This window comes from Methylocella tundrae (assembly GCF_038024855.1).
Taxonomy (GTDB): Bacteria; Pseudomonadota; Alphaproteobacteria; order Rhizobiales; family Beijerinckiaceae; genus Methylocapsa; species Methylocapsa tundrae.
Window position 1 is genome coordinate 3,712,666 of sequence record NZ_CP139089.1, and the last position, 13,786, is coordinate 3,726,451.

A 13,786-nucleotide genomic window follows, 5' to 3' on the forward strand; every position below is an offset into this window, starting at 1 on the left:
CTCTCCTCCGTTAAGACGCCGGTTTCACGACGACGCCGACGCCGGGCACGAACCGGCTGCCGTCTCGCGCGGCAATATCCTCATATTGCTGATATTTGTCGATCACCGCGGCCTGGGCGTCGAGAAGCAGCGCCGCCGCTTCATCCGGAAGCGTCCGGGCGAGAGACGAGTAGCGGATCTCATTATAGGCATAATCCTTGAACGCGATCGTCGGGCGCGGAGAATCAAGCTGGAATGGGTTTTTGCCGGCCGTCCGCATGGCGGGGTTGAAGCGGAGCAAGGGCCAATAGCCGCTGGCCACTGCAAGGTCCTGCTGCTTCATGCCAAAGCGCATGTCTATGCCATGCGCGATACACTGGCTGTAAGCGAGGATGAGCGAGGGCCCATCGTAAGCCTCGGCTTCCCGGAACGCATCCAGCGTCTGTTGTGGATTGGCGCCCATGGCGACTTGCGCCACATAGACATTGCCGTAGGCGATCGCCTGCAGCGCGAGATCTTTGCGCGCCACACGCTTGCCCGCCGCGGCGAATTTCGCGACCGCGCCGAGCGGCGTCGCTTTCGAGGCCTGGCCGCCGGTATTGGAATAGACCTCTGTGTCAAGCACCAGCACATTGACGTTGCGCCCGCTCGCCAGCACGTGATCGAGGCCGCCATAGCCTATGTCGTAGGCCCAGCCATCGCCGCCGACAATCCAGATGCTGCGCCGCACGAGATGGTCGACCACCGACAAAAGATCTTGCGCGGCCTCGCCCTCGAGTTTTAGCAATCGCGTCTTGAGTTCGGCGACGCGGATGCGCTGGGCGCGGATTTCATATTCATGGATTTGCGGCGCGCTTAGTATATCCGCGGCGAGATCTTCACCCACCGTCTGGGCGAGCTCTGTCAGCAGGGTCCGGGCGATTTCGAGATGCTTGTCGGCGGCCAGCCGAAAGCCGAGCCCAAACTCCGCATTGTCCTCGAACAGCGAATTCGACCAGGCTGGCCCGCGCCCCTCGTGGTTCTTGGTCCAGGGCGTCACCGGGAGATTGCCGCCATAGATCGATGAGCAGCCGGTGGCGTTGGCGATCTGCGCCCTGTCGCCGAATAATTGCGAGAGCAGCTTGAGATAAGGCGTCTCGCCGCATCCGCCACAGGCGCCGGAAAACTCGAACAAAGGTTCGAGAAATTGCACGCCTCTAACATTGGCGAAATCGACGCGGGCGCGATCATTGACCGGCAATGTCTCAAAGAACGCGATGTTGGCGCGTTCCGTTGCGACCAATGGCTCCTTGGTCGCGAGGTTGATTGCCTTGACGCCCGGTTCGCGCGGGCTGATTGCCGGGCAGGCTTCAATGCAAAGACCGCAGCCGGTGCAGTCCTCCACATAGAATTGCAGGGTGAAGCGCGCTTCAGGGTAGCCGCGCGCATTGATCGGCGCCGACTTGAAGCTGGATGGCGCCCCCGCGAGCGCCGCCTCATTGTAATATTTGGCGCGAATGACGCTGTGCGGGCAGACGAAGCTGCATTGTCCGCATTGGATGCAAAGATCAGTCTCCCAGACTGGTACGGCCTCGGCGATATTGCGCTTCTCATAGGCGCTCGTCCCGGAAGGAAAGGCGCCGTCCGGCGGCATCAGGCTCACTGGAATATCGTCTCCGCGCCCAACCAGCATCCGGGCGGTGAAGCGCCGCACGAACTCGGGGGCGGAGGCCGCAACGATGGGGGGCCGGTCTTTCGGATTGGTTGCGAAAAGCGGCGTTGTGACCTCGAAAAGGCGCTCCAATGTCTCATCGACCGCGGCAAAATTCTTGGCTACGACCGCTTCGCCCTTGCTTCCGTAGCTGTGCCGGATGGATTCCTTGATATGCTTGATCGCCGTCTCGCGCGGCAAGACGCCGGATATAGCGAAGAAACATGTCTGCAGAATAGTGTTGGTGCGAGCGCCAAGGCCGACGTCGCGGGCGACCTTTGAGGCGTCGATGACAAAGAAGCGCAATCGTTTGTCGATGATCTGCTGCTGCACCGAGCGGGGCAGCGCATCCCAGCTGTTGTTTTGCCCATAGGGGCTGTTGAGGAGAAAGACGCCGCCCGGCGCCGCAACGCGCAGCACGTCCTGCCGTTCGAGAAAGCTGAACTGATGGCAGGCGACGAAGCTTGCGGAGACGATGAGATAGGGCGCCTTGATCGGGTTTGGGCCGAACCGCAGATGCGAAACCGTCTGTGCGCCGGATTTGTGGGAATCATAGACGAAATAGCCCTGCGCGTAGCGCCCCGCATCCTCGGCGATGATCTTCACGCTGTTTTTATTCGCGCCCACAGTGCCATCGGCGCCAAGGCCGTAAAAGACCGCGCGGGTGGTGTTGTCCGGCTCGATCGAAAAGCCTGGGTCCACCGCGAGATTGCTGTGGGAGAGGTCGTCATCAATGCCGAGGGTGAAGCTGTTGCGTCCTGCGAACTTGTTTTGCGCATCACGCTTGGCGAGTTGATCAAGCGCGGACTTCACCATCGCCGGTGTAAAGTCTTTTGACGAGATGCCATAGCGGCCACCGATGACGCGCGGCATCGACGATCGCTGGCCGTCTCCAACGCCCTGCGCGAGCGTGGCGATGACGTCGAGGTAGAGCGGTTCGCCTGTGGCGCCGGGCTCTTTGGTCTGTTCCAGAACCGCGATCGCGCCGACCGACGGCGGCAGCGCGGCAAGGAAATGCTCCGCTGAAAAGGGGCGATAGAGCCGCACCTGGAGCGCGCCGACTTTCTCGCCGCGCGCGACCAGCGCCTTGACCGTCTCCCGGGCCGTCTCGGCGCCGGAGCCCATCAGGATAAGGACACGTTCGGCGTCGGGCGCGCCTTCATACTCAAAGAGGCCGTAGCGCCGTCCGGTAACGGCCGCAAAGCGCGCCATAGCGTCTTCGACGATCTTCGGCGTCCTGGCGTAGAACGGGCTGACCGCCTCGCGCGCCTGGAAATAGGTGTCGGGGTTTTGCGATGTGCCGCGAATGAATGGGTTCTCGGGGTTGAGCGCGCGGGCCCGATGGGCGCGCACGAGATCGTTGGAGATCATGGCGCGGATGTCATCGTCGCCGACAAGCTCAAGCGTATTGAGTTCATGCGAGGTGCGAAAGCCGTCGAAGAAATGCAGGAAAGGGACCCGCGCTTCAAGGGTCGCGGCCTCGGCTATGAGCGCCGTGTCATGAGCCTCCTGCACATTGGCGGAAGAGATCAGCGCGAATCCTGTGGTGCGAACGGTCATCACGTCGGAGTGGTCTCCGAAGATCGACAGAGCTGAGGTCGCAAGAGAGCGCGCGGCGACATGAAACACGGTGGATGTCAGCTCGCCGGCGATCTTCAGCATATTGGGCAACATCAGAAGCAGGCCTTGCGAGGCCGTGAAGGTCGTCGTCATGGCGCCCGACTGAAGCGCGCCGTGGACAGCGCCAGCGGCTCCTCCCTCGCTCTGCATCTCCTGCACCACAGGAACGGCGCCCCAGATGTTCTTGCGCCCTTCCGCCGCCCACTGGTCAGCGAGTTCCGCCATGGTCGATGAGGGGGTGATCGGGTAAATGGCGCATACTTCATTGATGCGATAGGCGATATGCGCCACCGCGGTATTGCCGTCCATTGTCGTTCTCGCGCCCATCAGGCTTCTGGCTCCAGCAATTTAGATTGATTTCCTCAGCCGCGTTCGGGGACCATTTCCATAGCGTGGCACGGACATTGTTCAACGCAAACCGCGCAGCCGGTGCATAGAGCATAGTCGATCGCATAGCGTTGTCCGGGACCCAGCTTGGCGATGGCGTCTTCCGGGCAGGCGGCAAAGCAATTGTCGCATTCAAAGCAATTGCCGCAGGAGAGGCACCGCTTGGCCTCGTGCAGCGATTCAGCCTCGCTGAGGCCGCTGACGACCTCGTCGAAACCCGCGCCCCGCGCTGACGCCGGCAATTCCTGCTGCGTCGAAGGAATGGCGTCGGCATAGATTGGTAGATTCAATGCGCCAAACTCGATGATGGGATGCTTGGCGGGATGTGCGCAGTCGGCTCCTCTCAGCCAGGCGTCGATGTGGCGGGCGGCCTTCTTGCCATGGCCCGTCGCCACCGTGACGGAACGCTCGCCCGGCGCCATGTCGCCGCCCGCGAAGACGCCCGGCCGGCCGGTCATCATGTTTGGCGCGACGACAACGGTTCCATCCGCTCCAAAGACAATCTCGGGGATCTTCCTGAGAAAGCCGCTGTCGGCGTCCTGGCCGAGCGCCAGCACCACGGAGTCGGCGTGCAACGTCTCGAACTGTCCAGTCGGCTGGGCGCGGCCCGCCTCGTCGATGCGCATCACTTCAACGGTGAGAGCGGCCCCATCAATGGCCTTGATTGAAGTCAGCCATTTGATCTTCACGCCTTCCGCCAAGGCTTCGTCTGCCTCGAACTCGCGCGCCGGCATGTGCGCTCTGTCGCGGCGGTAGACGATCAACGCTTCCTCGGCGCCGAGCCGTCGCGCCGTGCGGGCGGCGTCCATGGCGGTATTTCCGCCGCCGTAGACCACCACGCGCCGGCCGAGGCGCGGCGCGGCGCCGGACTCCATATCGCGCAGCATGGAGACGGCGTCCAGCACCTTGACGGCGTCGCGCGCTGGAATGTCTACATGTTTTGAAAGCTGGGCGCCGATGGCGATGAAGATGGCGTCGAACCGGCCCGCCTGCTGCTCGGCCAACACATCATCTACACGATGATTGAGGACGATCTTGACGCCCATCTGCTCGATCCGTCCGATCTCCTTCATCAGATCCTCGCGCGGCAGACGATAGGCAGGGATGCCGAAGTGCAGCATGCCGCCCGGCAACGGTCCCGCCTCGTGGATCTCTACCTCATGGCCGAGCCGCGTAAGGTGATAGGCTGCAGACAGGCCGCTCGGGCCGGCGCCGATCACCAGTACGCGCTTGCCGGTGGCGGCCTTGTCGCTCGGCATCGCCCAGCCTTGTTCCGCGGCAAGATCGCCGAGGAAACGCTCTACCGAATGAATGTTCACCGCGGAGTCGAGATCCTTGCGATTGCAGTTCGTCTCGCAAGGATGGTAGCAGACCCGCCCGTGCACCGCCGGCAAAGGGTTGTCGCGGATCAGCGCTTCCCAGGCCGCCTGGAACTTGCCTGCCTGCGCCAACGCCAGCCAGGCCTGGATATTCTCGCCAGCGGGGCAGGCCGCGTTGCACGGGGGCAGCATGTCGACATAGATCGGGCGCTGGCGACGCACCGGGCCCGTCCCTCTCTCTCGCGTCAAGTCGACGGTCGGCGTCATGTCGCGGGCAAAGGCTGTCACGGGACCTCTCCAGATAATTGGGCGGCCGAATAGTTGGGCGGCGGAGGCGAACTCCGCGATCGAGCGCAGCCGCCTTCATCTCCGGGACGAAGAGGACTGCATCTCCGGGACGAAGAGGACTGCGGACCGGGCGCCCCACTATAGGCGGCCGATCTTCAGCGCCGCTCCCCACCCGAAAAGAGCCGCGCCGCCGCAACCATCATGATCCCTGCGGGCAAAACATATTTGGCGCCGCTGGCGAGGCGGCGCCGATCGCTGACAGCCTAACGCCGATTGCCAACTCTGGCTTCATGTCTTCCGGCGCAAAGCGAAATCCGTATTGCTCAAAATAGAAGATAGAGAAACTGGCCGATGGGTGTTTGAAAATGCTTCAACTAAACGTCGCAGACCGCTTCTACTTACGCCCACGCCGGAGCGGGGAATTCCAAGGCCTTTCCAGTCGATTTCAAACCGCGCGCATGCGCTGCATGAAATCAATGTTTATATGCCATAACCCCTATGCTGACGCCTTGACTCAGATCAATGGGGTGGCGGCATTGGGGCGGTGCAGGCAGCGGGGGCGCATCGCGTCGCGACCTCGCCCGGGCGGAAAACTTCAGGCAAATGATCTCGCGCACATGGCGCATCGCAACTCTCTCCGCTGGCATCATTGCCGCTTCATCCTTCCGTTTGAGCGACGAAAGCCGCGATCCTTTGAATGGAAGGAGCGTCGATGAGGAGGGGCGGATGACCCTGGCCCTCGACGATATAGGTCTCGCAATTCGGGTGGCGGCGCGCCATTTCCGCCAGCGTCGCGGGCGAGAGAAGGTCGGAATTGCCGCCGCGGATCGCCAGCAGCGGAACCGCGCGCAGGCCATCGAACTGCGCCCAGAGCGCGGGCGCAGGCTGTTCCAGATCGATGCTTTCGATCGTCTTCATCAGCTTTTGATCATAGCGCCCGCCGAAACGTCCCGTTTCATCGGCGAAGGTCAGTTTGGCGTAGAGCGCCCAGTCGGCCTCGCGGAGGCCCTTGAAGTGTTCGCTCATCAATCGCTTCAGCAGATCGACGGCGTCGGCCTCCGACTTTGGCGGCGGCAGCTTGCCGACATAGCTGCGAATGCGCGCGAGTCCCTGCGGCTCCAGAACCGGGCCGATGTCATTGAGGACGGCGCCGGCTATGATGGACGGCCGCGTCGCGGACAGCAGCATGACATGGAGGCCGCCGCGCGATGTTCCGACGAGAACCGCGCGTTCGACGCCGGCTGCGGTCAGCACAGACAGTATGTCGTCGTTCTCGACGGGCAGGCTGTAGTTTTTCCAGTCCCGATCATAGCCGGAGAGGCCGCGGCCGCGATAATCGAGCGCCAGAACGCGCCGCCGCCTGTTTCCGGCAAGGCCGCCGGCGAGAGCGCTCGCAAGCGGGCCGAAATCGGCCGCGCTGCGCGTCAGTCCCGGCAGGCACACGACTGGCAGGCCGGGGTCGAGCGGCGAACCATAGTCGCGAAAGTGAAGCCTTAGTCCATCGGACGCGGAGATAAAGCAGCTCTCAAAGGAGGGCTCGGCAAGGGGCTCGGCAAGGGGCATGAAACATCCACGCGTCTGGTTGCGGCGCCATCTGCGCGCGCGGCGGTAGCAATGGGAAAGTGCGCAGTTAAATCATTTTTTTACCTTAAAATGATCGAACCGGAACTGATCCAGATTAGGCCTGTTAGTGAGGCATGGAAAAGCCCGGCAATCAACAGTGCTTCGCTCTCGTCGTTGAAGATGAACCGCTCGTGCGCATGCTCGGCGTCGATGTTCTGGAGAGCGCCGGCTTTGTCGTGATTGAGGCCTGCAATGCCGATGAGGCCTTGGCCGTGCTGACGCGGCGGTCCGATATCAGCGTCGTCTTTACCGACGTCGACATGCCGGGCTCACTCGATGGCCTCGACCTTGCCTGGCGCATTCATGAATGCTGGCCCGGAATAGGCGTGGTTCTGACCTCCGGCCGCTATACGATCGAGCCCCGATTGATGCCGCGCGAGGACGCTTTCGTGCCAAAGCCCTATGCCGTCTCTTCCTTGCTGGCGCAGATCGAAAGGGTGGTGGCGCGGGCCTCGGCCGAGCGAGATCGCTGATTTAGGGATTTGCTTCGGCTTCGGCCTTTTGCATGGGCGCGGCGGTGAAGCGGATGCGATAGATGTTGAGATTCTCCATGACGCGCTGGACATAATTCCGCGTCTCGGTGAACGGAATGCGCTCCACCCAATCGATTGCATCGACGCCCGGCTTGCGCGGATCGCCATAAGCGTCGAGCCATTGCTTCACTCGCCTGCCGCCGGCGTTATAGGACGCGAAGGCGAGGATGTAGGAGCCGCGGCTCTCGGCGAGGAGTTGGCCGAGATGGGCGGCGGCGAGCTGCGCATTGAAGGCGGCGTCGGCGATGAGCCTGTTCTCGTCGAATGCGACGCCAGCGCGCTGGGCCGTGGTTCGCGCGGTCGCGGCGATCATCTGCATCAAGCCCTTGGCGCCGGCGCTCGAAACCGCGCTCGTATCGAACGCGCTCTCCTGGCGCGCAATCGAATAGACGACGGAAGGGTCGGCCGAATTCGGCAAAGGCTGAAACGCCGGAACGCCATAGGTCGGAAAGGCGAGCTCATCGAGAGCAATGCCGCGCTGGCTCGCAATCTTGCCGACAGTGAGCGAGACATGCGCGTCCTGCTGCCGCGCGACGACTTTCGCGAGCGCGGCGACTTGCGCGGGGTCCTCGAGGTGGCGGGCCGCCTCAAGGACGAGCGGATAGGCGAGGGCTTTCTCGCCGACGGCGTAGAGAAGTTCGATCACCTTGACGGATGGGTCGCGCGCCTCGCCCGCCGCCTCGGTCGCCGGCATACGGATCGGAGCCGCGCTCAGCCCGAGTTTTTCGCGCGAGAGTTGCCCGTAATAGGTTGCGGGATGCGTTGCCGCCTGCTCATAAAAGGCTTTCGCCGTCCCGGCCGCGTCCGGGTTCGCGGAGGCCTCGGCGGCGCGGCCACGCCAGTAGGCCGCCCGCGCCCTGGACATTGGCGTCGCGGCAAGCTTGATCAGCGTGTCGAAATGCGCTGCGGCGCGGGCAGGGTCGTTGAGGAAGCGCAGCGCGATCCAGCCGGCGTGGAACTCGGCCTCGATCTGCATCTCCCGCGTCATCGCGGAATGTTCCGCACATATTTTGTACGCGGTTTTCGCATCGCCCCCGTCGAGGAGCTTTCGCGCCAGGAGACGGCGCTCGACCCACCATTCATCGCCATTGATCAGGACGATCGGGTCGCGCGGCGCCGCCAGCATGAGGGCGACGGCTTCGCTGATTTTGTCCGCACGCCGCAGTTTTTGAATCATCGCGAATTTATAGCCCGCGTCCGCGCGCAAGGGGGCAGGCACTGCGGCGAGGAGTTTGTCGCTCGGCGCCTCCGCGATGACAGCCGCGCGCGCGCGGGCAAGGGCGACGACATCCGGCCCCGCGAGGACCGCGGCGCGCATCGCATTTGCCGTCTGCTCCTTGTAGAGCAGGCGTTCGGCGCGATATTTGTGATCGGCCTTTTCGAGATAGGAGCCAAAATCGGCTCTGATCTTTGCTTCGAGCGCGGCGTTGAGATCGGCCTCGCGCCAGACGCCGCGCACGAGGGCGGCGGCCTCAGCGCTCTTGCCATCGTCTTTCAGCGCGCGCGCGAGTGCGAGCTTGCCCGCCGGCGTCTGAGGCTCGGATGTCGAGAAATAGGATTTGATCAGAGCCGATTTCTTGCGGTCGCCGAACAAGGCCTCTTCGCTGAGTTTGCGCAGCCAGCCCTGCGCTGGCCAGGAGGGATGCGCCGCGATGAAGGCCTGCATACGGTCGAAGCCCGATTCGCGGGAAAATGTCCGCAGCGCAATCCATTCGAGCGCCGTTTGAACGATCGGGTCCGTAGCGGCCTTCGCGGCGGCGTCGCCGCCCGCCAGATCGCCGGATTTATAGAAGGAGATCGCTTCCTTGAACCCGGCGAGGTCGCGTCCGAGTTCATGGGCTGCCGTGGTCAGATTGACCGGCGGTGCTTCGGGGCGGGCGCCAATGTCGGCGTCATCCTCGTCGGGCGCCTCTTCGCGCAGAAATGGCACGGCGGGCGGCGCGAATCGCGGCTCGGGGGCAAGGAGCGCGCGGATTGGCTCCGGCCAGTCGGAAGGGGAGAAGCCAAGACCCTTCTGCTTGACATAGGCCCCGCTGAGGCCGAGCGCGAGGGCGCCGATCCCGATCGCCAGCCTCGCGCCATTGAGCCTTGGACCGGAAAGGCTCGAACCGATGAGCCGGACGCGGGGCGGGCTGAAGAGATATGACCTCGTGAGCATGCCTCGGTCAATCCTGGTCATCAATGCTCCAAACGATGAGTCTGAACCCTTCCTTATTAACAAAGGACGAATTATCGCAGTCAGCGCAGAGGGTTTGTCGTCAGGCGGGCCTTTTCGAAAGGCTCATTGACGTCTATGTGTCTGGTCCGCGCAGCTCAAACAGCGCCAGAAACTCAGCCTGTAAAATGCGGCCTTGATCGGGCGGATTGGTGAAAGGTTAGCGATAATGACGAAAAAGGCGGCATTTAGGGGATCCATCACCGCTCTCGTCACGCCTTTCAAGGATGGCGCCTTTGATGAAGCGACCTATCGGGCGTTGGTCGATTGGCAGATCGAGAGCGGCACGCATGGCTTGTCGCCCGCGGGCACGACCGGGGAAAGCCCGACTTTGTCGCACGCCGAACATCGCGACGTCATTGCGACCTGCATCAAGGAGGCGAGGGGCCGCGTGCCGGTGATCGCCGGGACGGGCTCGAACAATACGCATGAGGCGATCGAGCTGTCGCGTTTTGCCGAGAAGGCGGGCGCCGATGGCCTGCTCATCGTCGCGCCCTATTACAACAAGCCCTCACAGGAGGGGCTTTATCAGCATTACAAGGCGATCAACGACGCCGTCGGCATCCCGATCATCCTGTACAATATCCCGCCGCGCTCCGTGGTCGACATCTCGGTCGAAACGATGAAGCGGCTGTTCGAGCTGAAAAACATCGCCGGCGTCAAGGATGCGACGGGCAATCTCGCCCGCACGGCGCAGCAAAGGGAGGCGCTTGGACCTGATTTCATCCAGCTGTCCGGCGAGGATCTGACTGCGGTCGCGGTGATGGCGCTCGGTGGCCACGGTTGCATCTCGGTGACGTCGAACATTGCGCCGAAGTTCTGCGCCGACATGCAGGACGCCTGCCTCAGCAATGATTTCGCCCGCGCGCTGAAGCTGAACGATCGGCTGAGCCCCTTGCATCAGGCTCTTTTCATCGAGCCAAATCCGGCTGGGCCGAAATATGCGCTGGCGGCGCTTGGCAAGATCACGGAAGAGGTTCGCGCGCCTATGTTAAAGGCGAGCGAGAAAGCGCATGCGCCGATCAACGCCGCCCTCATCCATGCCGGGCTGCTTGTCGATGCCTGAGCTTTCCTTGATGCGTGAGGCGCTTTGAGTGGCCCCAAAAAAAGAGAGTCTTTTCAAGATAGCCGCGGACAATCGACGGGCGCGGTATAATTATGAGATAGGGGAAACCTTCGAGGCGGGCATCATGCTGACGGGCACCGAAGTCAAATCGCTGCGCACGGGCAAGGCGACCATCGCGGAAAGCTACGCCTCGATCGGCCGCTCCGGCGAACTCTTTCTCATCAATGCGAACATCCCGGAATATCTGCAGGCCAACCGGTTCAACCATGAGCCGAAGCGGCCGCGCAAACTGCTTCTGCACGCGCGCGAACTCGCCAAGCTGGCGCAGGGGACCGAGCGCGAAGGCATGACGATCGTGCCGCTGAAGATCTATTTCAACGACAAAGGCCGGGCGAAGATCGAGATCGCCCTCGCGCGCGGAAAACAGTTGCATGACAAGCGCGAGACCGAGAAGAAACGCGACTGGAGCCGCGAGAAGAGCCGTCTCATGCGGGAGAAGGGCTGATGCTTGCGACCGCGTTTTTCAGTCCCGATTTAATTGCGGGCTAATCCATGTCTCACAATAGTTTCGGCCATCTTTTCCGCGTCACCACCTTTGGCGAGAGCCACGGGCCGGCGATCGGCTGCGTTGTCGACGGCTGTCCGCCGCGCATCGAACTGGCCGAGGAGGATATTCAGGTCTTCCTCGAGCGCCGACGCCCGGGCCAGAGCCGCTTCACGACGCAGCGGCAGGAGGCCGACAAGGTCAAAATTCTCTCCGGCGTATTCGACGATCCGCAGACGGGGCGGCAGGTTACGACCGGAACGCCGATCGCGCTTTTGATTGAAAACACGGACCAGCGCTCGAAAGATTACGACGCCATCAAGACTGTTTATCGGCCAGGCCATGCCGACTACGCCTATGACGCCAAATATGGCGTCCGCGACTATCGCGGCGGCGGCCGCTCTTCTGCGCGGGAGACGGCGACGCGGGTCGCGGCCGGCGCCGTGGCGCGCAAGATCATCCCCGGCGTCCTCATTCGCGGCGCGCTGGTGCAGATGGGTCCGCACAAAATCGACCGGGCGAACTGGGACTGGGACGAATGCGCGAAGAATCCGTTTTTTTGTCCCGACGCCAAAGCCGCGGCCTTCTTTGAATCCTATCTCGACGGCGTTCGCAAAGCCGGCTCCTCGATCGGGGCCGTCATCGAGATCGTAGCCGAGAATGCGCCGGCAGGGTGGGGCGCTCCGATTTATGGCAAGCTCGACGCGGAGCTCGCGAGCGCCTTGATGTCCATCAATGCGGTCAAAGGCGTCGAAATCGGCGAGGGTTTCGCCAGCGCTGAACTGACCGGCGAAGAAAACGCCGATGAAATGCGCTTTGGAAACGACGGCAGGCCGCTTTTCCTGTCGAATCATGCCGGAGGGGTTCTGGGGGGCATTTCCACTGGACAGCCGATCGTCGCGCGCTTTGCCGTGAAGCCGACATCCTCGATCTTGCAGCCGCGCCGCACCATCGATCGCAGCGGGACCGAGGCGGAGATCGTGACCAAGGGGCGCCACGACCCTTGCGTCGGCATCCGGGCCGTGCCGGTCGGCGAGGCGATGGTCGCCTGTGTCCTCGCAGACCAGTTTTTGCGCCATCGCGGGCAGGTCGGCGAAAGCCCGGCGTGGCCATCGCGGCCATGAATTTATTTATTCTAAACCTTGATGCGGAAAGAAGTTTAGCCTAACTAAACGCGCAGGCAGGCTCGTAAAGGCGTTGGCTTCGGCATGAAGCTCGGTGATTGGCTGAAGCACAACAATGTCAGCAAAGCGGAGTTCGCGCGCAGGACCGGGCTGTCCAAAGCTTCGATTTCACAGCTCTGCAACCAGGGCGACGCCTGGGTATCGCGCGAGACGGCCGAGCATCTCTTGCGTGAAACCGGGGGCGCGGTGACGCCGAATGATTTTCTGAAGATCGCCGAATTGAAGGAGATTGCGGCCATGGGTCAGTCCGTCTCGCAGGCCATCGAAGCCATTGCGCGCGGCGAAATCGTCATCGTCACGGATGACGACGACCGCGAGAACGAAGGCGACCTTATCTGCGCCGCCGCGCTCTGCACGCCGGAGAAAATGGCCTTCATCATCCGCCATTGCTGCGGCATCGTCTGCACGCCGATCACGCTGCGTGACGCCAAGCGCCTTAGCCTTCAGCCGATGGTGGCGATGAATGATGCGCCGCATGGGACCGCTTTCACCGTCTCGGTCGATGTCAAGCACGGGCTGACGACGGGAATATCCGCCGAACAGCGCAGCAATACGGTTCGCGCGCTCGCCAACGGCAACATGGGCGCGGCGGATTTCGTGCGCCCGGGCCATGTGTTTCCGCTGATCGCCAAGGAAGGCGGCGTGCTGATGCGCTCCGGCCATACCGAAGCCGCGGTCGATCTCGTACGCCTCGCCGGGCTGCCGCCGGTCGGCGTGATTTGTGAACTTGCCAATGACGACGGAACGGTGATGGCGGGGCAGCAGATCGAGGCTTTCGCACAAGAGCACGGTCTCAAACGGATCTCGGTCGCGGATTTGATCGCCTATCGGCAGGCGCGCGAAAAAATCGTCGAGCGGGTCAATACCTTCCACGTCGAGGGCCCGAGCGGCCCCTTGACCGGCTACGCCTATATGACGCCCTTCGATCAGGTCCAGCATTTCGCCTTCGTGCAGGGCGAGATTGGCGACGGCCGCGATATGCCGACGCGTCTGCACAGGGTCGACATCATCGCGGACGTCATTACCGGCGGCGACAGCATTAAGCGTACTTTCGCCGCCTTCAAAAAGAACGGGCGTGGCGTCTTTATCTATTTGCGCGACGGCGCGGCGGGCGTCCCCGTGACGATCGCCGACGAGCAGCCGGCCGATTCCGAGGCGCAGCGGACAAAGGCCTGGCGCGAAGTCGGTCTTGGCGCTCAGATTCTGCGCGATCTCGGCGTTTCGTCGATCCGGCTGCGCACCTCGCGGCCGATGACTTATGTCGGCCTCTCCGGATTCGGCATCGAGATCGTCGCCAGCGAAGGCGTTGAATAAAGCCGAGGTTGAGCGGCGCCGCCC

The 13,786-nt window shown here is 62.7% G+C and carries 9 protein-coding genes; 5 read left to right on the forward strand and 4 right to left on the reverse strand.

Annotated features, from left to right (window positions below; all coding sequences use genetic code 11):
- Positions 1-10: 10 nt before the first annotated feature.
- From nifJ to SIN04_RS19360, 3 genes are all read right to left on the reverse strand, one after another.
- The gene (gene nifJ / locus SIN04_RS19350) at positions 11-3,598 is read right to left on the reverse strand and encodes a pyruvate:ferredoxin (flavodoxin) oxidoreductase (protein WP_341264155.1); all 3,588 of its coding nucleotides are present in this window, start codon (positions 3,596-3,598) and stop codon (positions 11-13) included.
- Between the two features lie 53 nt (positions 3,599-3,651).
- A complete protein-coding gene (locus SIN04_RS19355; protein ID WP_341264156.1) occupies positions 3,652-5,283 on the reverse strand; it encodes an NAD(P)-binding protein in 1,632 nt (543 codons plus the stop codon).
- 657 nt (positions 5,284-5,940) lie between these two features.
- Positions 5,941-6,846, reverse strand: a complete 906-nt coding sequence (locus tag SIN04_RS19360; RefSeq protein ID WP_341264157.1) for an alpha/beta hydrolase — start codon at positions 6,844-6,846, stop codon at positions 5,941-5,943.
- A 134-nt stretch (positions 6,847-6,980) separates the two neighbouring features.
- On the opposite strand from SIN04_RS19360, the gene SIN04_RS19365 reads away from it, so the two are divergent.
- A complete protein-coding gene (locus tag SIN04_RS19365; protein WP_134491912.1) occupies positions 6,981-7,379 on the forward strand; it encodes a response regulator in 399 nt (132 codons plus the stop codon).
- A gap of 1 nt (position 7,380) precedes the next feature.
- On the opposite strand, the gene SIN04_RS19370 is transcribed toward SIN04_RS19365, so the two are convergent.
- Positions 7,381-9,597 carry a transglycosylase SLT domain-containing protein gene (locus SIN04_RS19370; RefSeq protein WP_134492700.1) on the reverse strand — a complete coding sequence of 739 codons (2,217 nt, stop codon included), beginning with the start codon at positions 9,595-9,597 and terminating at the stop codon, positions 7,381-7,383.
- A gap of 226 nt (positions 9,598-9,823) precedes the next feature.
- Between SIN04_RS19370 and dapA the strand changes: the two genes are divergently transcribed.
- From dapA to ribB, 4 genes are all read left to right on the forward strand, one after another.
- Complete coding sequence (gene dapA, locus SIN04_RS19375; protein WP_134491914.1) at positions 9,824-10,720, forward strand: 4-hydroxy-tetrahydrodipicolinate synthase; 897 nt, start codon at positions 9,824-9,826, stop codon at positions 10,718-10,720.
- Between the two features lie 28 nt (positions 10,721-10,748).
- Complete coding sequence (gene smpB / locus SIN04_RS19380) at positions 10,749-11,225, forward strand: SsrA-binding protein SmpB (RefSeq protein WP_134491916.1); 477 nt, start codon at positions 10,749-10,751, stop codon at positions 11,223-11,225.
- A 47-nt stretch (positions 11,226-11,272) separates the two neighbouring features.
- Positions 11,273-12,388: a chorismate synthase gene (aroC, locus tag SIN04_RS19385; protein ID WP_341264158.1), complete on the forward strand. Its 1,116-nt coding sequence runs from the start codon at positions 11,273-11,275 to the stop codon at positions 12,386-12,388.
- Positions 12,389-12,472: 84 nt separating this feature from the next.
- The gene (gene ribB, locus SIN04_RS19390) at positions 12,473-13,762 is read left to right on the forward strand and encodes a 3,4-dihydroxy-2-butanone-4-phosphate synthase (RefSeq protein WP_134491918.1); all 1,290 of its coding nucleotides are present in this window, start codon (positions 12,473-12,475) and stop codon (positions 13,760-13,762) included.
- The last annotated feature ends 24 nt before the right edge of the window (positions 13,763-13,786 follow it).